General features: G+C 62.8%; 17 protein-coding genes. 7 read left to right on the plus strand and 10 right to left on the minus strand.

What is annotated here, in order from left to right; translation table 11 throughout:
* The first annotated feature begins 202 nt into the window (after positions 1-202).
* From ACMGGG_RS18650 to ACMGGG_RS18675, 6 genes are all read left to right on the plus strand, one after another.
* Positions 203-1,630, plus strand: a complete 1,428-nt coding sequence (locus ACMGGG_RS18650) for a di-heme oxidoredictase family protein (RefSeq protein WP_414154199.1) — start codon at positions 203-205, stop codon at positions 1,628-1,630.
* Positions 1,631-1,648: 18 nt separating this feature from the next.
* Positions 1,649-2,713, plus strand: a complete 1,065-nt coding sequence (locus tag ACMGGG_RS18655; RefSeq protein ID WP_414154200.1) for an imelysin family protein — start codon at positions 1,649-1,651, stop codon at positions 2,711-2,713.
* A 2-nt stretch (positions 2,714-2,715) separates the two neighbouring features.
* Positions 2,716-3,813: a DUF1513 domain-containing protein gene (locus tag ACMGGG_RS18660; RefSeq protein ID WP_054893823.1), complete on the plus strand. Its 1,098-nt coding sequence runs from the start codon at positions 2,716-2,718 to the stop codon at positions 3,811-3,813.
* 255 nt (positions 3,814-4,068) lie between these two features.
* On the plus strand, positions 4,069-5,025 hold the full coding sequence (locus tag ACMGGG_RS18665; RefSeq protein ID WP_063545967.1) for an IS110 family transposase: 957 nt from the start codon (positions 4,069-4,071) through the stop codon (positions 5,023-5,025).
* Between the two features lie 320 nt (positions 5,026-5,345).
* Complete coding sequence (locus ACMGGG_RS18670) at positions 5,346-6,476, plus strand: efflux RND transporter periplasmic adaptor subunit (protein WP_112899075.1); 1,131 nt, start codon at positions 5,346-5,348, stop codon at positions 6,474-6,476.
* Positions 6,477-6,489: 13 nt separating this feature from the next.
* Positions 6,490-9,573 (plus strand): multidrug efflux RND transporter permease subunit, encoded by a 3,084-nt coding sequence (locus tag ACMGGG_RS18675; protein WP_414154201.1) that lies wholly within the window; start codon positions 6,490-6,492, stop codon positions 9,571-9,573.
* A 46-nt stretch (positions 9,574-9,619) separates the two neighbouring features.
* Here the strand turns inward: ACMGGG_RS18675 and ACMGGG_RS18680 are convergent, their stop codons facing one another.
* From ACMGGG_RS18680 to colR, 5 genes are all read right to left on the minus strand, one after another.
* Positions 9,620-9,856, minus strand: a complete 237-nt coding sequence (locus ACMGGG_RS18680; RefSeq protein ID WP_063545994.1) for a hypothetical protein — start codon at positions 9,854-9,856, stop codon at positions 9,620-9,622.
* Positions 9,856-10,554: a lipopolysaccharide kinase InaA family protein gene (locus tag ACMGGG_RS18685; RefSeq protein WP_054893827.1), complete on the minus strand. Its 699-nt coding sequence runs from the start codon at positions 10,552-10,554 to the stop codon at positions 9,856-9,858. The genes ACMGGG_RS18680 and ACMGGG_RS18685 overlap by 1 nt, the downstream gene beginning before the upstream one ends.
* A gap of 7 nt (positions 10,555-10,561) precedes the next feature.
* Positions 10,562-11,242 carry a class I SAM-dependent methyltransferase gene (locus tag ACMGGG_RS18690; RefSeq protein ID WP_063545995.1) on the minus strand — a complete coding sequence of 227 codons (681 nt, stop codon included), beginning with the start codon at positions 11,240-11,242 and terminating at the stop codon, positions 10,562-10,564.
* Between the two features lie 151 nt (positions 11,243-11,393).
* Positions 11,394-12,713 carry a sensor histidine kinase gene (locus ACMGGG_RS18695; protein ID WP_054893829.1) on the minus strand — a complete coding sequence of 440 codons (1,320 nt, stop codon included), beginning with the start codon at positions 12,711-12,713 and terminating at the stop codon, positions 11,394-11,396.
* A complete protein-coding gene (gene colR / locus ACMGGG_RS18700) occupies positions 12,703-13,386 on the minus strand; it encodes a two-component system response regulator ColR (RefSeq protein ID WP_054893830.1) in 684 nt (227 codons plus the stop codon). Before colR ends, ACMGGG_RS18695 begins: the two co-directional genes overlap by 11 nt.
* A 189-nt stretch (positions 13,387-13,575) precedes the next feature.
* Between colR and ACMGGG_RS18705 the strand changes: the two genes are divergently transcribed.
* Positions 13,576-14,301 (plus strand): phosphatase PAP2 family protein, encoded by a 726-nt coding sequence (locus tag ACMGGG_RS18705; protein WP_054893831.1) that lies wholly within the window; start codon positions 13,576-13,578, stop codon positions 14,299-14,301.
* 81 nt (positions 14,302-14,382) lie between these two features.
* Here the strand turns inward: ACMGGG_RS18705 and groL are convergent, their stop codons facing one another.
* The 5 genes from groL to ACMGGG_RS18730 form a co-directional block, all read right to left on the minus strand.
* Positions 14,383-16,026, minus strand: a complete 1,644-nt coding sequence (gene groL / locus ACMGGG_RS18710) for a chaperonin GroEL (protein ID WP_054893832.1) — start codon at positions 16,024-16,026, stop codon at positions 14,383-14,385.
* A 44-nt stretch (positions 16,027-16,070) separates the two neighbouring features.
* Positions 16,071-16,364 (minus strand): co-chaperone GroES, encoded by a 294-nt coding sequence (locus ACMGGG_RS18715; RefSeq protein ID WP_029614823.1) that lies wholly within the window; start codon positions 16,362-16,364, stop codon positions 16,071-16,073.
* 259 nt (positions 16,365-16,623) lie between these two features.
* Entirely contained in the window at positions 16,624-17,085 is a 462-nt protein-coding gene (locus tag ACMGGG_RS18720) for an FxsA family protein (RefSeq protein WP_054893833.1), read from the minus strand.
* A 65-nt stretch (positions 17,086-17,150) separates the two neighbouring features.
* Positions 17,151-17,882 (minus strand): HugZ family protein, encoded by a 732-nt coding sequence (locus tag ACMGGG_RS18725; RefSeq protein WP_054893834.1) that lies wholly within the window; start codon positions 17,880-17,882, stop codon positions 17,151-17,153.
* A gap of 96 nt (positions 17,883-17,978) precedes the next feature.
* Positions 17,979-18,986, minus strand: a complete 1,008-nt coding sequence (locus ACMGGG_RS18730) for a DUF481 domain-containing protein (RefSeq protein ID WP_065864193.1) — start codon at positions 18,984-18,986, stop codon at positions 17,979-17,981.
* Between the last annotated feature and the right edge of the window lie 86 nt (positions 18,987-19,072).

Consider the following 19,072-nt stretch of genomic DNA (forward strand, 5'->3'; position numbering starts at 1 on the left):
TCGCCTTTTTCATATCCGGGTTTGCGCTGACCAAACCCGCCCCTTCGCGGGCAAGCCCGCTCCCACTGGTGCCTGTGGGAGCGGGCTTGCCCGCGAAAGGGCCGCCAGCGGATTCAGCAGGCAATTGCAAATTGCTCTTATTCAAACATCCCCATTTTGCTAAGCTTGCACGCCGGTTTTTCGCTCACGCCCAGGATTCTCGATGTCCTCGTCGCTGTCCCGACTCCCACTTCTGCTGATGGTCACCGTCCTGGCCGCCTGTGACGACGCTCCGCGTTTCACCCAGGCCGAGCCCGGCGAAGCGCTGTCCGGCGGCAAGGCGACGATCCTGCGCAGCGACCGCAACGCTTTCTCGATGCCCTCGGCCAACCTCACGCCCGAGCGCCGCCTGGATTTCAGCGTCGGCAACAGCTTCTTCCGCAATCCCTGGGTGATCGCACCTTCGACCACCACTGCACGCGATGGCCTGGGCCCGCTGTTCAACACCAATGCCTGCCAGAACTGCCACATCCGCGACGGCCGAGGTCATCCGCCAGAGGCCGATGCCCGCAATGCCGTGTCCATGCTGGTGCGCCTGTCGATCCCCGACCAGCCGCAGTTCATCAAGGAAATCGAACGCCTCGGCGTGGTTCCCGAACCGGTCTACGGTACGCAACTGCAGGACATGTCGATCCCCGGCGTAGCTCCGGAAGGCAAGGTGCGGGTCAGCTACGACAGCGAGACCGTCACCTTCAAGGATGGCCACCAGGTCGAACTGCGCCGCCCGACCGTGGAGATCACCCAGCTCGGCTACGGCCCGATGCACCCGGACACACGCATGTCCGCCCGCGTCGCCCCGCCCATGATCGGCCTCGGACTGCTCGAGGCCATCCCGGAGGCTGCGCTTTTGGCCAACGAAGACCCGGATGATCGCAACAACGACGGCATCCGCGGCCGCGCCAACCGGGTCTGGGACGATGCCCAGGGCAAGACCGTGGTCGGCCGCTTCGGCTGGAAAGCCGGGCAACCCAACGTCAACCAGCAGAACGTCCACGCCTTCGCTGGCGACATGGGCCTGACCAGCACCCTCAAGCCCGAGGACGATTGCACGCCGGCACAGGTCGAATGCCGCGCCGCGCCCAACGGCGACGGTGACAACGGCGAAAAGGAAGTCAGCGACAACATCCTGCGCCTGGTGACGTTCTACACCCGCAACCTCGCGGTGCCTGCACGCCGCGAGGTGAATTCGCCGCAGGTGCTGGCCGGCAAGAACCTGTTCTTCCAGGCAGGCTGCCAGGGCTGTCACACACCGCAGTTCACCACGGGCAGTGACAACGTCGAGCCAGAACTGGCCAACCAGGTGATCCGCCCCTACAGCGACCTGCTGCTGCATGACATGGGCCCAGGCCTTGCCGACAACCGTAGCGAGTTCGCCGCCGGTGGCCAGGATTGGCGCACGCCGCCGCTGTGGGGCATCGGCCTGACCGAAACCGTCAGCGGCCACACCCAGTTCCTCCATGACGGTCGCGCCCGCAATCTGCTCGAGGCCGTGCTCTGGCACGGCGGCGAAGCCGAGGCTGCACGCCGTCACGTACTGACCTTCAATGCCGAGCAACGCGCCGCGCTGCTGGCTTTCCTGAACTCACTTTAAACGCGCAAGGAGCCGGGCATGTTCCGACCCAAATTGTTGTTCACCAGCCTCGCCGCCATCGCCCTGGGCGCCTGCTCGCCGCAGGACCCGCAAGCCGTGACCTCCGCCGCCATCGCCCAGCAGGTGATCCTGCCGACCTACAGCCGTTGGGTCGAGGCCGACCGCCAACTGGCTGCCAGCGCCCTGGCCTATTGCGAAGGCAAGCAGAGCCTGGACACCGCCCGCGCCGACTTCCTCAACGCGCAGAAGGCCTGGGCCGAACTGCAGCCGCTGCTGGTCGGCCCATTGGCCGAAGGCAACCGCGCCTGGCAGGTGCAGTTCTGGCCTGACAAGAAGAACCTGGTCGGCCGCCAGGTCGAGCAACTGGTCAGCGGCGACAAGCCGGTCGACGCAGACAGCCTCGGCAAGGCCAGCGTCGTGGTCCGTGGCCTGTCGGCCTACGAGTACATCCTCTTCGACAGCAAGCCGGACATCGCCACCGCCGAGCAGAAAGCCCGCTACTGCCCGCTGCTGGTGGCCATCGCCGAGCACCAGAAAGCCCTGGCCGAAGACATTCTCAAGAGCTGGAACAGTACCGATGGCATGCTGTCGCAGATGACCAAGTTCCCCAACCAGCGCTACGCCGACTCGCATGAAGCGATCGCCGACCTGCTGCGCGCGCAGGTCACCGCCCTGGACACGCTGAAGAAGAAACTCGGCGCCCCCATGGGCCGTCAGAGCAAGGGTGTCCCTCAGCCGCTGCAGGCCGAAGCCTGGCGCAGCCACTCCTCGCTCAAGAGCCTGGAGGCTTCGCTCAAGGCCGCCGAAACCGTCTGGACCGGGGTCGACAACAAAGGCCTGCGCGGTCTGCTGGGTAAAGATCAGAGCGCGCTGGCGCAAAAGATCGACGATGCCTACGCCAGCGCTGCCAAACTGCTGGCTGACAACCAGAAGACCCTGGGCGAACTGCTCGCCGACGATGCCGGCAAGCAGACCCTCAACCAGATCTACGACAGCCTCAACGTCGTCCACCGCCTGCACGAAGGCGAGCTGGCCAAGGCGTTGAATATCCAGCTGGGCTTCAATGCCAACGACGGTGACTGATCATGCTGCGACGCCAGGCCCTCAAACTCGGTAGCGTGCTGCTCAGCGCCCTGACGCTCGGCGGCTGGACCCTGCTGCGCAACAAGGGCAGCGAGCCGCTGCTGCTGTCGGCGCGTGACGATGCCGATGGCGGCCACCATGCCGTAGGCTACCGCCTCGACGGCACCCAGGTGTTCGCCACACAGGTGGCCCAGCGTTGCCATGCAATCATTCATCACCCCGAACAGCCGGTCGCCCTGTTCGTCGCCCGTCGACCAGGTACCGAAAGCTACCTGATCGACCTGCGCGACGGTCGTCTGCTGCAGACGATCACCTCGCAACCGAACCGGCACTTCTATGGCCATGCCGTCATCCACAAGGATGGCGAGTGGCTGTACGCCACCGAGAACGACACCACCGACCCCGGGCGCGGCGTGCTCGGGGTCTACCGTTTCGAGGGCCAGCGCCTGGTACACAGCGGCGAGATCCCCACCCATGGCGTCGGCCCCCATGAAGTGGCCTGGATGCCCGACGGCGAAACCCTGGTGGTGGCCAACGGAGGCATCCGCACCGAGGCCGAAAGCCGGGTAGAGATGAACCTCGACGCCATGGAGCCGAGCCTGGTGCTGATGCAGCGTGATGGCACGCTGCTTAGCAAGGAGACGCTGGCTCAGCAGATGAACAGCGTGCGCCATCTCGCGGTGGGCAACGACGGCACCGTCCTTGCCTGCCAGCAGTTCATGGGAGGTTCTGAAGAAACCGCCGAACTGCTGGCGATCAAGCGTCCGGGCGAGGCGTTCAAGGCCTTCCCGGTGCCGGAGCGGCAACTGCAGTCGATGGCCCAGTACACCGCCAGTGTCGCCGTGCACAGTGACCTGCGCCTGGTGGCACTGACCGCGCCGCGGGCCAACCGCCTGTTCATCTGGGACCTGGACAGCGGCGCGGTGAAGCTCGATGCGCCGATGCCCGATTGCGCCGGAGTCGGCGCGGTGAAGGACGGCTTCGTCGTCACCTCGGGGCAGGGGCGCTGCCGCTATTACGACTGCCGCAAGGCCGAGCTGGTCGGGCAGCCCATGAATCTGCCATCCGGGCTTTGGGACAACCACCTGCATCTGGTCTGATTCAGCACTGGCCCCACCGGCCCTATCGCGGGACGAGCCCGCTTGTGTCTTGATAGGGGATTAGAATCTGGAGTGAGAGCGGTGAATGGCAAGCTGAATGCCGCGTGTGCCTTGAGCACGAGTGGGAGCACAAGCTGCCATTCACCGTTCCACTTTGGCGAGAGCCCGAACAGTTGGATGCGGCCTTGATCTCGAATCACAAGCGTGGGCCAAGCCAAAGTCCTCTCACTCTGTTGAGTCTAGGAGATTTTGGTGATGGTTTCCTTTGTGGGTATCGATGTTTCTAGTCGCACGCTGGACATAGCGGTCCGTCCCCAGAGCCTCAAGATCAATGTCACCAACGATCAGGCAGGGTTCGAGGTATTGGAGAAGAGCCTTCGAGGCCTCAAGGTCAAGCGTGTCCTGCTGGAGGCGACAGGCGGATACGAGCGTGAGGTTCTGAGCTTTCTGCAGAGCGCTGGCTACAAGGTCATTCGCGTCAACCCCAGGCGAGCCAGGTCGTTTGCCGAGTCCATGAATATCAAAGCCAAGACCGACGCCATCGATGCAGCGGTATTGGCGCATTTCGCCGAAGTTATCCCCGATAAACCTACTCTGCAGGTCAGTCCGCAGAGGGCGTTGCTGCGCGAGCTGCTGCAGCAGCGTGATCGTCTGGTCCAGCAGCGAGACGACGACCGGCGGCGCCTGAAACAGGCTCAGTCTGAGGTGGTCGCTCGCTTCCTGAAGTCCAACCTCCAGCACTTCAGGTCTCAGATCAGACAGATTGAGCATGAGCTCAAGCTGCATGCCGAAGGGCTGGGTGATGAACGAATTGCTCAACTAGTCCAGGTCAAAGGTATCGGGCTGGTGACGGCTGGGAAGCTTGTAACGCTGCTGCCGGAGTTGGGCCATGTGGAGGCCCGAGAAATAGCCTCGCTGGTTGGGGTGGCACCTTTCAATCACGACAGTGGAACATCCGTAGGCAAGCGCTCGATCTCGGGAGGCCGTTTCGGGATAAGGTGCGCGTTGTACATGTCGTGTTTGGTGGCCGTAAGGCAAAACCCCTCGCTTAAGGCGAAGTACCAAGCACTGCGTGAAAGGGGCAAGGCAGCCAAGGTCGCGATTGTGGCCTGCATGAGAGTTTTCATCGTACGACTCAATGCGATGCTAAGAACGGGTACCCCCTGGCAGGATGTGGAATTGCCTCAGTGCAAGAGCGCAACACCGGCGTAAATCCGAACGCCGTACGTGTGGGAGCGGGTTTACCCGCGAAAAAGACACCGCGCTGCCTGGCACGGGCTACGCCCGTGTTCGCGGGACAAGCCCGCTCCCACAGGGGATTGGGCTGGCTTCTAGATTTTGAGCAAGACAGTTGCTCCCACAGGCCCGGCATCCACGGGTAGTGGGAGCAGGCTCGCCCTGCGATAGGGCCTGCCCAGTCGATACATCTCCCACTTCCCGAAAAACAGTCAATACTTGCCTTCATCCGCACGTGGGCAGGATCGCCCGTGGTCGTGCCATACCCATGACAATCACATCCAAGGAAGCGGACCATGCTACGCCGCCGCATGCTGATCATGTTGGCCGTGGTGCTGCTGATCGTGCTCGCCCTAGGGGGCATCAAGGCCTTTTCGATCTACCGCCAGATCCAGGTCTTTTCCGCTCCCAAACCCGCGATCAGCGTCGCTGCCGCCAAGGCCGAGCAACGCCAGTGGCAGGAACGCCTGCCGGCGGTCGGCAGCCTCAAGGCGCTGCAGGGCGTCGAACTCAGCCTGGAAGTGGCCGGGACGGTAAAGCACCTGCATTTCGATTCCGGACAACAGGTCAAGGTCGGGCAACTGCTGCTGGAACTCGACAGCGAACAGGAGGCCGCGCTGCTGGGCACCGCGCAGGCCGACCTGGGCCTGGCCAAGGTCGATTTCGGCCGCGGCAGCCAACTGGTAGGCGACTCGGCCATCTCCCGCGGTGAATTCGACCGCCTCACCGCCCAGTACCGGCGCAACCAGGCCGTGGTCGAACAGCTCAAGGCCTCGCTGGCCAAGAAAAGCATGAAGGCGCCCTTCAGCGGCACCATCGGCATACGTCAGGTGGATGTCGGCGACTATCTGGCCAGCGGCACGGTGATTGCCACGCTGCAGGACCTCTCCAGCCTCTACGTCGACTTCAACGTACCCGAACAGGCGCTACCGCAGTTGTCCCTCGGCCAGCAGGTGCTGGTGCAGGTGGCGGCTTTCCCCGGCCAGACCTTCCCTGCCCGCCTCAGCGCAATCAACCCCAAGGTCGAGGAAAGCACGCGCAACCTGCTGCTGCGCGCCACCCTGGCCAACCCGGATGGCAAGCTGCTACCGGGCATGTTCGCCAGCCTGCTGGTATTGCTGCCCGATCCTCAATTGCAGGTGGTGGTGCCGGAGAGCGCGATCACCTACACCCTCTACGGCAACTCGGTGTATGTGGTCGGCGAGAAGAAGGCCGACGATGGCCAGGCACATCTGGTCGCCGAGCAGCGCACCGTACAGACCGGCGAGCGCCGCGATGGCGTGGTGGTGGTGCGCAAGGGGCTGCAGGCCGGCGAACAGGTGGTCACCGCCGGACAGCTAAAGCTCAGCCCGGGCGCTGCGATACGCATCAGCCAGGACCCGCCCCTGTCGCCCGCCGACGCCCAAGGCGCGGCGGCCCCCCACTGACGCGGAGGCTGGCATGGCATTCACCGACCCATTCATCCGCCGCCCCGTACTCGCCAGCGTGGTCAGCCTGCTGATCCTGCTGCTCGGCTTCCAGGCCTGGAGCAAGCTGCAGATCCGCCAGTACCCGCAGATGGAAAACGCCCTGATCACGGTGACCACCGCCTATCCCGGCGCCAACGCCGAGACCATCCAGGGCTACATCACCCAACCGCTGCAGCAGAGCCTGGCCAGTGCCGACGGCATCGACTACATGACCTCCGTGAGCCGCCAGAACTTTTCGGTGATCTCGGTCTACGCGCGCATCGGTGCCGATACGGATCGCCTGTTCACCCAACTGCTGGCCAAGGCCAACGAGGTGCGCAACAAACTGCCGCAGGACTCCGAAGACCCGGTCCTGAGCAAGGAGGCGGCCGATGCCTCGGCGCTGATGTACATCAGCTTCTACAGCAGCGAAATGAGCAACCCGCAGATCACCGACTACCTGTCACGGGTCATCCAGCCCAAGCTTGCGACCCTGCCAGGCATGGCCGAAGCCGAAATCCTCGGCAACCAGGTGTTCGCCATGCGCATCTGGGTCGATCCGGTGAAGCTGGCCGGGTTCGGGCTTTCGGCCACCGATGTGACCAGCGCGGTGCGCCGCTACAACTTCCTGGCTGCCGCCGGCGAGGTGAAGGGCGAATACGTGGTCACCAGCGTCAATGCCACCACCGAACTGAAGTCCGCCGAAGCTTTCGCCGCCCTGCCGGTCAAGACCGTCGGCGACAGTCGTGTGCTGCTCGGCGATGTGGCGCGCATCGAGATGGGCGCGGAGAATTACGACACGGTCAGCTCCTTCGACGGTATCCCGTCGGTGTACATCGGCATCAAGGCCACGCCATCGGCCAACCCGCTGGAGGTGATCAAGGAGGTGCGGCGAATCATGCCGGACCTGGAAAGCCAGCTGCCCTCGGCACTGAAAGTCTCCATCGCCTACGACGCCACGCTGTTCATCCAGGCCTCCATCGATGAAGTGATCAAGACCCTCGGCGAAGCGGTGCTGATCGTCATCGTCGTGGTGTTCCTGTTCCTCGGTGCGCTGCGCTCGGTGCTGATCCCGGTGATCACCATCCCGCTGTCGATGATCGGCGTGCTGTTCTTCATGCAGATGATGGGGTATTCGCTGAACCTGCTGACCTTGCTGGCCATGGTCCTGGCCATCGGCCTGGTGGTGGACGACGCGATCGTCGTGGTGGAGAACATCCACCGCCATATCGAGGAAGGCAAGACGCCGTTCGACGCTGCCCTCGAAGGCGCGCGGGAAATCGCCATGCCGGTGGTGTCGATGACCATCACCCTGGCGGCGGTGTACGCACCGATCGGCTTCCTCACCGGGCTGACCGGCGCGCTGTTCAAGGAGTTCGCCCTGACCCTGGCGGGCGCGGTAGTGATCTCCGGCATCGTGGCCCTGACCCTGTCACCGATGATGTGCGCACTGCTGCTGCGCCCCGAGCAGAGCGAGAAAGGCCTGGCCCATCGCCTGGACCAGATCTTCGAGCGTCTGAAAGTGCGTTACCAGCGCCTGCTGCACGGCACCCTCGACAGCCGCCCGGTGGTCATCGTCTTCGCCGTGATCATCCTGTGCCTGATCCCGGTACTGCTCAAGTTCACCCAGAACGAGCTGGCGCCCAACGAAGACCAGGGGGTGATCTTCATGATGAGCAGCTCGCCGCAGCCGGCCAACCTGGATTACCTCAACGCCTATACCGACCGTTTCACACCGCTGTTCAAGACCTTCCCCGAGTATTACTCCTCGTTCCAGATCAACGGTTTCAATGGTGTGCAAAGCGGTATCGGCGGCTTTCTGCTCAAGCCCTGGAACGAGCGCGAACGTACGCAGATGCAACTGCTGCCGCTGGTGCAGGCCAAGCTCGAGGACATAGGCGGGCTGCAGATCTTCGGCTTCAACCTGCCATCGTTGCCGGGCACTGGCGAAGGCCTGCCGTTCCAGTTCGTGCTCAACACCGCAGGCGACTACCCAGCCCTGCTGGAAGTGGCACAGCGCGTCAAGGAGCGCGCCCAGGCCTCGGGCAAGTTCGCCTTCCTCGACATCGACCTGGCCTTCGACAAGCCCGAAGTGGTGGTCGATATCGACCGGGCCAAGGCGGCGCAGATGGGGGTGTCGATGGATACCCTCGGCGCAACGCTGGCCACCCTGCTGGGCGAGGCGGAAATCAACCGTTTCACCCTCGAAGGGCGCAGCTACAAGGTGATCGCCCAGGTCGAGCGGGCCTACCGCGACAACGCCGGCTGGCTGAACAACTATTACGTGAAGAACGAGCAGGACCAGATGCTGCCCCTGTCGACCCTGATCACCCTCAGCGAGCGGGCCCGACCGCGCCAGCTCAACCAGTTCCAGCAGTTGAACTCGGCGATCATCCAGGGCGTACCGATGGTCAGCATGGGCGAGGCGCTGGATACCATCCGCGGCATCGCCCGCGAGGAGGCGCCGGAGGGCTTCGCCTTCGACTATGCCGGCACCGCGCGGCAGTTCGTCCAGGAAGGCAGCGCCCTGTGGGTGACCTTCGGTCTGGCCCTGGCGATCATCTTCCTGGTGCTGGCAGCACAGTTCGAAAGCTTCCGCGACCCGCTGGTGATTCTGGTGACCGTGCCGCTGTCGATCTGTGGCGCACTGCTGCCGCTGTTTCTTGGCGTCTCGAGCATGAACATCTACACCCAGGTCGGGCTGGTCACGCTGATCGGGCTGATCAGCAAGCACGGCATCCTGATCGTCGAGTTCGCCAACCAGCTGCGCGAGGAAAAAGGCCTGGGGGTGCGCGAGGCGATCGAGGAAGCCGCGGCGATCCGTCTGCGGCCGGTGCTGATGACCACCGCAGCAATGGTATTCGGCATGGTGCCACTGATCCTGGCGACGGGTGCCGGCGCCGTGAGCCGGTTCGACATCGGTATCGTGATTGCCACCGGCATGTCGATCGGCACGCTGTTCACCTTGTTCGTGCTGCCCTGCGTATACACCTTGCTGGCGCATCGGACGGTGGCGGATGAGCGCCAGGGGAGCGGCGGCACAACCTCAAGCCTGGAAAAACGACAAACCCATTAGCCAGAAACAACAAGGCCCCGCATCTGCGGGGCCTCGTGCCTGGGGCTCAACCAAACGGCCGCAGCCCCTGGCGCATCCCGAACAGGAACAACAGCAGATCATGATCCGGCTGGGCCGGGGCCTGCGCCTGCTCTGGCTTTATCACCCGCGGCGTGGCGCACTGCCCCGCCGCATCGCTCTTGCTGAACACGGTAGGCCGTGGCACCTCCCAGGCCGCCACGGCTACGCTGGTCACGCCAAGCGCGGCCACCAAGAACAAAGCTCGAGCTATTTCTAGTTTCATCAACCTAACCCTTTGACAGCGCTGCCAAACGCCCTCTCATAAAAGTAGAGCAGGGTTTGCCACTCCGCTTCATTGAACGACGAATGGCGGCGCAGCTGGCGCAGGTCGTTGTAGGCCGCGCGCTGGCAACTGATGCGGCGGCGGCACTTCTCCAAGTCCAGCAGGGCCACTTCGGCCCGCGCCTGCTCACCTTCACCGCTCACCTTGACGAACACATGCTTGCCGTACAGGCAGCCGTGCTGCCAGTGGCCCAGATGCATCCGCGCCAGGTTGTCAGCCAGGTCCTTGAGCATGCGCTCATGCAGCACCTGCGGGTAATGCTCGCGAGCGCCCTGGGCGTGCCAGGTGTCGAGATCGACGAATCCATCCAGCGCTTCACTGACCAACAGTGCCCGCCACTGGTGCTCGGCATCGCGTTCTGCACCAGCAAAGACGATGCGCGGCACCCGCACTCCCAACTGCTCGAAGCTGTTCAGGGCGTCCAGCTCGCGCAATACCGTGGGGCGGCCGAAGGGGTGCAGCAGGCTGCGGTAGATATGCCCGACCTGGCGCTTGGCATAGAGCAGATGGCCGTTGCCATCATCCAGGCGCTGCACGCCACTTTCACCGCCACGTCGCTGATTGGGCTCCTCGACCCATTCCCCCTGCTGTTGCCAGTAGTAGTCGAATTGCGACACCTGCCCCTGAGTTGCTGCCATGAATCCCTCACCCCTTTCGCAATACATAGACTCGCCACATGGCATAGAACGGCAGGAAGTCGAGACGTTCCTGAATCCTGAAGCCTGCTGTCACAAATTCTTCTTCAACCGTAGCAGCAGGTAACACAAAGCGATTCTGGTAACTGTCCTGCTCCGCCTTGGCGCTGCGTCGTTGTTCGAGCTTCTTGCGCCGCCATGCCTTGAAATTGCCATCCACCCACAGCGACAGGATCACGCTATCGCGGCTAACTCTTTGAAATTCAGAAAGAATTGTCTTGCGATGGGCCGGATCACCGATGTGGTGGAACAATCGCATGCAGAAAATGCTGTCTACCGAGTTGTCCGGCAGGTCAATGGCAAAGGCTGAGGTTTGCAAAGGGCGTACCCGCTGGACCACCGCTGGCGGTTGCGACGCACAGGCTGTCTCGATCATCGCAGCGGAATTGTCTGCACCGATGATCACGCGGTTGGGTTTTTCCGCCAGCAGCGGCCAGAAACGGCCGGCGCCGCATGGCAGGTCGAGCACCAGGCCCGGCTCGCCGGCCAGTGTCAGGGCGCGGCGAGCAAGTTGCTCGTCACGCGTGTGGGAAAGGCGACGGGCCAGGCCATCCTGATGCTTGATGAAGTACTCACGGGCGTGCTGCTGATCGTACTTTTCGGAAAATTCGAGTTTGATAGGGCTACGCATGGGACATCTCCTGACTCAATGCCGACCACATTAGGTGGGCAAGCGTTGGCATCAGGTCATCGCCATGTGAAAAAACTGTCACCCGAAAGGGTTAAATCTTACGAATCATTACACAACATTCTGCGTCGGGGCCGCCGTACGGCCCCGGTTTCTACTGCAGTGTCGTGTCGATTTCCTGCTCATGCGCCAGCGCGGTGCCCTGGCTCAGGTCTACCTGGAAGCGGCAGCCGTGGGGCGCGGTGGCGGTCAGGGTCACGCGCCAGCCCTGGTCGTCGCAGATCCGCTGCACCAGCGAAAGCCCCAGGCCGAGCCCCTCGCCACGCCGCTCGTCGCCACGCACGAAAGGCTTGAACATAGCCTCGCGCTGCTCCTCGGGAATGCCCACGCCGCTGTCCTCGACACTGAAACCGCGGGCCTCGAGGCTCAGGCGGATATAACCGGTATCGGTGTAATGCGCTGCGTTGCGCAGCAGGTTGCCCATCACCGATTGCAGGAAGGTGGCGTTGTACAAGGTCGGGCTGGCACTGACACGGCCATCGTAGTAGAGCGTCAGGCCCTTCTGCTCGATGGTGTCGCGCCACACGCCGATCAGATCATCAGCGACCTCGCGCAGGCTAGCCCGCGAGGCCACCGCACCTTCGTCACGCTGGGCCCGGGCCAGCATGAGGAAGGTCTTGACCAGCTCGCGCATCTCCTCGGTGGCACGGGCGATCCGTTCCACCTGGGCGCGTGACCGACTGTCCAGGCCGGTGTTCTCCATCAGCAGTTCGCAGGAAGTCGCGAGCACCATCAATGGGGTGCGCAGTTCGTGGCTGACATCGCTGGTGAACAGTCGCTCGCGGGTCAACGCATCGCGCAAGCGACCAAGGGTATCGTCGAACGCCACCGCCAACTGCCCGACTTCGTCGGCGGCATAGTCCGGCGCAAGCGGCGGCGCCAAACCGAGCAACTGGTCACGATGGCGAACCTGACGCGCCAGACGAATCACCGGCGCCATGACCCGACGCGCCAGCAGCCAGCCAAGGAATGCCGCCAGCACCAGGCTGAGCAGGAAGCCCACCACCACCACGGCGAACAGCACCCGCTCACGCTCCTCGAAATCGCTCTGGTCCTGCAACAGTACATAGCGACGACCGTCCACGACCTCGACCATGGCGTGGTAGGAGAGCTGGTCGCGGAACACTTCATGGAAGCCGGCATCGAGGTGACGCAGGTCCTTGGGCAACTCGAAATCATCGCGACCGCCGCTGAAGTAGAACAACTGGTCAGGGCGCGGGCGGTGGCTCCAGTCACTGACGCTGTCCATGCGCAGCAGACGCTGCAGATCCCCCCCCAGCACCGAGGAAATCAGGCGTTCTTCGACCAGGTGAACAGTGGCGACGATGCCGAAGGCAAACGCGCCAGCGACCAGCGCGCTCATCAGTGCAAAGGCAATGATGATGCGCTGGGCAAGGCTCTGCTTAAACTCCATCGCGACCCTCGGCGAGGCGATAGCCGACGCCATGGACGGTATGCAGCAGGGGCTTTTCGAACGGCTTGTCGATCACCTGGCGCAGTTGGTGGACATGGCTGCGCAAGCTGTCGCTGTCGGGGCAGTCGTCGCCCCACAGGGCTTCTTCGAGGACTTCGCGGCGCAACACGTGCGGGCTCTTCTGCATCAGCACCGCCAGCAACTTCAGGCCGACCGGGTTGAGTTTGAGCAGCTTGCCCTGACGGGTGACTTCCAGCGTGTCGAGGTCGTAGCTCAGGTCTGCCACCTGCAGCGTACGCCGACCACCGCCCTGGGCGCGACGCAGCACCGCCTCGATGCGCGCGGCCAATTCGGACAGGGCGAAAGGCTTGAGCAGGTAATCGTCGGCCCCAGAACGGAAGCCCTGCAGGCGATCGTCCAGCTGGTCGCGGGCAGTCAGCATGATCACCGGGGTGTCGCGGCGGGCGTCTTCGCGCAGGCGCTTGCACAGGGTGTAGCCATCGATGCCGGGCAGCATGATATCGAGCACGATCAGGTCATAGTGTTCGGTCGCGGCCAGGTGCAGGCCCGACAGGCCGTCCTGGGCGCAGTCGACGGTGTAGCCTTTCATGCCCAGGTAATCAGCCAGGTTGGCGAGGATATCGCGGTTGTCTTCAACCAGTAGAATGCGCATCGGGGTCTCCTGTGCGGCGCTTCGCTGTGCGCGGCAGGCGCAGCTTACGGCCATTGGCCAGGCATCGCCAGCCTTGGTGGAAAAACAGCGTAACTGACGCTTTTTTCACTGATCCTTCACACACAGAGCATAGCCGCGGACCGAAAATGCCCGATCTTTCGTGCCTTCCCCCTTGCCTGTGGAGCCTTCATGCACACCGCCCGACCCCGCCCGATCAACCTCTGGCTGTACCTTGGCATCCCCCTGGCTACCGCACTGGTTCTGCTGCTGCTCGAGGCCACATCGCTGGACATGGACGTGGCCAACCTGATGTTCGATCCGTCCGTGGGTCAATTCATCGGGCGCCATAGCTACTTCCTGGAGACCATCCTGCATGACCGGGTCAAGCAGGCGGTGATCGGTGTCGGGCTGCTGGCGGTAGTGGCGTTCATCGCCAGTTTCTTCTGGTCACGCCTGGGCAGTTGGCGTCGCGAACTGGGTTGCCTGGTGCTGGCCCTGGGGCTGTCCACCGGTTTTGTCACGCCACTCAAGCAACTGACGGCGGTGCAGTGCCCGTGGAGCCTGACCCAGTTTGGCGGCAAGGAAACCTACAGCAAACTGCTCGAAGCGCGGCCAGCGACCGACAAACCAGGGCTGTGCTGGCCCGGCGGCCATGCAGCGACCGGCTTCAGCCTGTTCGCATTGTTCTTCGTGCTGCGTGACCGCAAGCCACGCCTGGCACGTGGTGCCTTCGCCCTCGCGGCAGGTGTCGGGGTGGTGCTATCTGTAGGCCGGATGATGCAGGGCGCACACTTTCTCTCGCACAACGTCTGGACCGCCGTGTTCTGCTGGTTGATCGGATTGGGCTGCTATTACCTGGTGCTCTATCGCAGGGGGATGGCAAGGGTGACCGTGGCTGAACGCGGCATTGCCTGAGTCGACGCAGGTCTGACACACGCGCATGAAAAAGCCCCGCACAAGGCGGGGCTTTTTCATGCAGCTAGGGCCAGGGATGGCTTACATCATGCCGCCCATGCCACCCATGCCGCCCATGTCTGGCATGCCGCCAGCAGCTGGCTTGTCTTCCGGCAGGTCAGCAACCATGGCCTCGGTGGTGATCATCAGACCACCGATCGAAGCAGCGGCTTGCAGCGCCGAACGGGTGACCTTGGCTGGGTCCAGGATGCCCATCTCGATCATGTCGCCGTATTCGCCGGTAGCGGCGTTGTAGCCGTAGTTGCCCGAACCCTGCTTGACCTTGTCGGCCACAACGCTTGGCTCGTCGCCGGCGTTGGCAGTGATCTGACGCAGCGGCGCTTCGACAGCGCGACGCAGCAGGGAGATACCGACGTTCTGGTCTTCGTTGTCGCCTTTGAGCTCGGTAATGGCTGCCAGGGCGCGAACCAGGGCAACACCACCGCCAGGCACCACGCCTTCTTCAACGGCTGCACGGGTAGCATGCAGGGCGTCTTCAACGCGGGCTTTCTTCTCTTTCATCTCGACTTCGGTGCCAGCACCGACCTTGATCACGGCAACACCGCCAGCCAGCTTGGCCAGACGCTCTTGCAGCTTCTCGCGGTCGTAGTCCGAGGAAGTCTCTTCGATCTGGGCACGGATCTGCTTGACGCGTGCTTCGATGTCGGCGTCAACGCCAGCACCGTCGATGATGGTGGTGTTTTCCTTGGACAGGATGACGCGCTTGGCGTTGCCCAGGTGCTCCAGGGTGGTGGTTTCCAGGGTCAGGCCGATTTCTTCGGAGATGACCTGGCCGCCGGTCAGGACGGCGATGTCCTGCAGCATGGCCTTGCGGCGGTCGCCAAAGCCTGGGGCCTTGACCGCAGCAACCTTGACGATGCCGCGCATGTTGTTGACCACCAGAGTAGCCAGGGCTTCGCCTTCGACGTCTTCGGCAACGATCAGCAGCGGACGGCCCGACTTGGCAACAGCTTCCAGAACCGGCAGCAGTTCGCGGATGTTCGAGATCTTCTTGTCGACCAGCAGCAGCAGCGGGCCTTCGAGCTCGGCAACCATGGTGTCAGGCTTGTTGATGAAGTACGGCGACAGGTAGCCACGGTCGAACTGCATGCCTTCTACGACGGACAGTTCGTTTTCCAGGCCCGAGCCTTCTTCAACGGTGATCACGCCTTCTTTACCGACTTTTTCCATGGCTTCGGCGATGATTTCACCGATGGAGCTGTCGGAGTTGGCGGAGATGGTACCGACCTGAGCGATGGCCTTGGAGTCGGCGCATGGCTTGGACAGGTTCTTCAGCTCGGCGACGACGGCAGCGGTGGCCTTGTCGATACCGCGCTTGAGGTCCATCGGGTTCATGCCGGCAGCGACGGCCTTCAGGCCTTCGTTGACAATGGCCTGAGCCAGAACGGTAGCAGTGGTGGTGCCGTCACCGGCAGCGTCGTTGGCCTTGGAAGCAACTTCCTTGACCAGCTGGGCGCCCATGTTCTCGAAGGCGTCCTTCAGTTCGATTTCCTTGGCAACCGAAACACCGTCTTTGGTGATGGTTGGAGCGCCGAAGCTCTTGGCCAGGACAACGTTACGGCCTTTCGGGCCCAGGGTGGCTTTGACAGCGTCAGCCAGAACGTTGACACCAACGAGCATTTTCTTGCGGGCGGAATCGCCGAATTTTACGTCTTTAGCAGCCATGATCGTTTAATCCTTGGAATTCTTTAGCAGGGAAATCGGGGAAATCAGCCTTCGATGACGGCGAGGATTTCGTTCTCGGCCATCACCAGCAGGTCTTCGCCATCGACTTTCACGGTGTTGCTGCCCGAGTAAGGGCCGAAAACCACTTTGTCACCCACTTTCACGGCCAGCGCGCGAACTTCGCCGTTGTCCAGGACGCGACCGGTGCCAACGGCGACAACTTCGCCGCGGTTTGGTTTTTCAGCGGCCGAACCCGGCAGGACGATACCGCCAGCGGTTTTCGATTCTTCTTCGCTGCGACGGATGACGACGCGGTCATGCAGAGGACGAAGCTTCATTGTCGATCTCTCCCAAATTGTGGTTTTCATCGGCCGGTGTCGACACCGGCGGTTGAGGCTATCCGGCGTTGCCGGAGGGGGCTCGCGGCCTGCGAACCCCACGTGTCATGTCTGGTGTTGCCACCAGAAACCTTGCGGTGACACATACATGAGGCCGCTCGATTCGATTACAAGGCTTGCCATGGAATTTTTTTAATCGGCGTGTACACGCCGAAAAAAGCAGGGGCCGCATAGCGGCCCCCTTGGGTTCATTTGTCGATCACTGATCGCGGCGCTCGTATTCGCCCTCGATCACATTCGGACGGTGACCGCCATCGCGCGGCTGCCCGTTGAACGGATCATCCTGGAACGCCCTCTGGCGCGTGGCCTGGGCCTCGGCCCGTTGACGCAACTTGCGCGCAACCAGATGGCGGGTAAAGGGCAGCAGGCATAGCAGGCCCAGCACATCGCTGATGAAGCCCGGCAGCAGCAGCAAGCCACCACCCACGGCCAGCATCAGGCCCTGGAACATGTCCTCAGCGGGCAGTTCGCCGCGCTGCAGGCTTTCACGGGCGCGCAGCGCCGTCGCCAGCCCGGCCAGGCGCATGACCAGCAGGCCGAGAGCGGAACCGGCGATGATCAGCAGCAGCGCCGGGAAGAAACCGATGGCGGCGCTGACTTTGACGAAGACGAACAACTCCAGCACCGGAAAAATCAGGAACAGCAGTAGAAAAGCACGCATCAAGGATTCCTCGACGGAAGAGAACCTTCCAATAAGACCTCAAATGGATGCAACTGCTCGCGATTTCAACCCTCGACCTTCGCCGGAGTGGGCCACTGGTCGGCGCGTGCCAGCAATACCAAGGCTTCGCGCACTTGTGTCGGCGTATTGCAAGTGTTCGGGAACGCCAGCCAGTGAATCGCCTGGCCGATGCGCAGGTGCATCCCCTCGCTGTCGATGCCGACCATCTCGGCCGGTGCACTGCGCGGCAGACCGGTGAGCTCGACGTAATGGGCGATGGCGTTGGCATGATCGCTGTTCATGTGCTCGATCATGCTGGCTTCTGCCGCCCCGGCGAAAGGGTTGGCCAAGGTGACGTCGTCGAGCCAGTGGATCGCGCCGAAGCCGCCGATGTAGCGATGCCGCACAGGTTCCAGCACCCAGAAGTCGAAATCGTGGGCCTTGTGGTAGTTGCTGGCATCGGGGAAGTACCGGTAGTAGCGCGCAGCAGCCGCGTCGATGGCGGCTTCGTCGGTCAGCTTGCGCGCCTCGGCCATCACTGTCAGGCGGCCGACCGCCTGCACGTCTTCGGCGTCACGCTCGCCCACCAGCAGCGAGCACTTGGCATCCTTCTGCAGGTTATGGGTGTGCTGGGCGATACGGCTGATGAGGATCAGCGGGTGCCCTTGGGCGTCCAGGCAGTAGGGCACCACCGAACCGAAGGGGAAGCCAGGCATGGACTTGGACAGGGTCGAGAGAACGCCGCGGTACTCTTCGAGCAGCAGTTCCCGGGCGGGGCGGATGGCGTTGGTACTCACGGGGAACTCCTGGGGCAGCGGACTGGATGGGTGACAAGATAATCATTATCACCGCCGCCTGCCACAGGAGCGCTGTACAGCCCCGTGCGAGCGGTCTTACCAGGCCACACCGAAACCTGCGGTGTAGCGGGTCTTGTCCAGGTCGCTGTCGCTGGTGCCCTTGATCAGGTCCTTCTCGGCCTTGAGGTTGAGCGAGGCCCACTCGGTCACCTTGTAGCGCAGGCCCATCTCGGCATCCAGCGAGTAATCGGCGACCGAACCGAATGGCTTGCCCAGCTCGCCGGTGGTGAAGAACTCGACCTTCTTGCCGATCAGATAGCGGTTGTAGTCCCACTTCACCGCTGCCGAATAGAAGTTATCCTTGCCGCCATCGCGGTATTCGTAGTCGGTGCGGTTGATCAGCGAACCAAGCGAGAACGCGCCCAGCTCGTCGTCCCAGAACTGATAGCCCGGGCCAGTACCGATGGTACGCTGGCGTGCCAGATTCTCGATCTGGTCACGCTTGTATTCCAGGCGTCCCTGCCAGAACCATTTTTCGGTGAGGAAACGGTCCAGCGCGTACTCGGCGCTCCAGTTGTTGGTGGTGGTGACATCGTCCTTGGTTTCGCGGTTGTACTCGCCTTCGGCGTTGTGCCGCCAGCGGCCATGGCGCGCGGTGGTCTTGAAGCTGACGTCGTAGTCGTCGGTGTCGTTTTCGGCACGCTTGTAGTCCAGCGCCAGGTCGACATTACCTTTCCACAGGAAGTCCTCGACCAGCGGGCGCGGCTTCATGATCTGCTCGATACTGGCGAGCTCCACGGTCTTGGGCGCATCGCCGTTGGCCAGGGTCACCTTGCCGGCTTCGGCGGCCTTGAGCGACTTGGCCTTCTCGCCGGAGTAGGCGTCCTGCTTGACCAACAGTTCCTGGTCGCTTTCGAGGGTCTGAACCTGCTTCCAGTCCAGGGCGATACTGCCGCCATAGGGTGTTTCGAGCAGCAGCTTGCCGCCGTCGAAGACCTTGATCTTGCCGCTCAGGCGGTCACCGTTCTTCATCCAGACGGTGTCTGCCAGCACGGGCGCAGAGAGGGTGGCGGCGAAAAGGCACAGCAAAGCTCTAGAGGACATAGGCAGAATTTGCGTTCGGTTGGACGAAAAAAGTCGGGCATTATCCAGATACCCACGACCAGAGCAAGGACAGACCGGGCCTATGC

It is taken from the genome of Pseudomonas sp. BNK-44-b (assembly GCF_047456245.1).
GTDB classification, from domain to species: Bacteria; Pseudomonadota; Gammaproteobacteria; order Pseudomonadales; family Pseudomonadaceae; genus Aquipseudomonas; species Aquipseudomonas machongensis.

Excerpts from the sequence above, each read along its gene's own strand:
- ACMGGG_RS18685 (WP_054893827.1), bottom strand. The coding sequence starts at position 10,554 with ATGGCAGCAACTCAGGGGCAGGTGTCGCAATTCGACTACTACTGGCAA.
- ACMGGG_RS18705 (WP_054893831.1), top strand. The coding sequence starts at position 13,576 with ATGCACACCGCCCGACCCCGCCCGATCAACCTCTGGCTGTACCTTGGC.
- ACMGGG_RS18660 (WP_054893823.1), top strand. The coding sequence starts at position 2,716 with ATGCTGCGACGCCAGGCCCTCAAACTCGGTAGCGTGCTGCTCAGCGCC.
- colR (WP_054893830.1), bottom strand. The coding sequence starts at position 13,386 with ATGCGCATTCTACTGGTTGAAGACAACCGCGATATCCTCGCCAACCTG.
- ACMGGG_RS18675 (WP_414154201.1), top strand. The coding sequence starts at position 6,490 with ATGGCATTCACCGACCCATTCATCCGCCGCCCCGTACTCGCCAGCGTG.
- ACMGGG_RS18695 (WP_054893829.1), bottom strand. The coding sequence starts at position 12,713 with ATGGAGTTTAAGCAGAGCCTTGCCCAGCGCATCATCATTGCCTTTGCA.
- ACMGGG_RS18665 (WP_063545967.1), top strand. The coding sequence starts at position 4,069 with ATGGTTTCCTTTGTGGGTATCGATGTTTCTAGTCGCACGCTGGACATA.
- ACMGGG_RS18690 (WP_063545995.1), bottom strand. The coding sequence starts at position 11,242 with ATGCGTAGCCCTATCAAACTCGAATTTTCCGAAAAGTACGATCAGCAG.
- ACMGGG_RS18730 (WP_065864193.1), bottom strand. The coding sequence starts at position 18,986 with ATGTCCTCTAGAGCTTTGCTGTGCCTTTTCGCCGCCACCCTCTCTGCG.
- ACMGGG_RS18680 (WP_063545994.1), bottom strand. The coding sequence starts at position 9,856 with ATGAAACTAGAAATAGCTCGAGCTTTGTTCTTGGTGGCCGCGCTTGGC.
- ACMGGG_RS18720 (WP_054893833.1), bottom strand. The coding sequence starts at position 17,085 with ATGCGTGCTTTTCTACTGCTGTTCCTGATTTTTCCGGTGCTGGAGTTG.
- ACMGGG_RS18655 (WP_414154200.1), top strand. The coding sequence starts at position 1,649 with ATGTTCCGACCCAAATTGTTGTTCACCAGCCTCGCCGCCATCGCCCTG.
- ACMGGG_RS18715 (WP_029614823.1), bottom strand. The coding sequence starts at position 16,364 with ATGAAGCTTCGTCCTCTGCATGACCGCGTCGTCATCCGTCGCAGCGAA.
- ACMGGG_RS18650 (WP_414154199.1), top strand. The coding sequence starts at position 203 with ATGTCCTCGTCGCTGTCCCGACTCCCACTTCTGCTGATGGTCACCGTC.
- groL (WP_054893832.1), bottom strand. The coding sequence starts at position 16,026 with ATGGCTGCTAAAGACGTAAAATTCGGCGATTCCGCCCGCAAGAAAATG.
- ACMGGG_RS18670 (WP_112899075.1), top strand. The coding sequence starts at position 5,346 with ATGCTACGCCGCCGCATGCTGATCATGTTGGCCGTGGTGCTGCTGATC.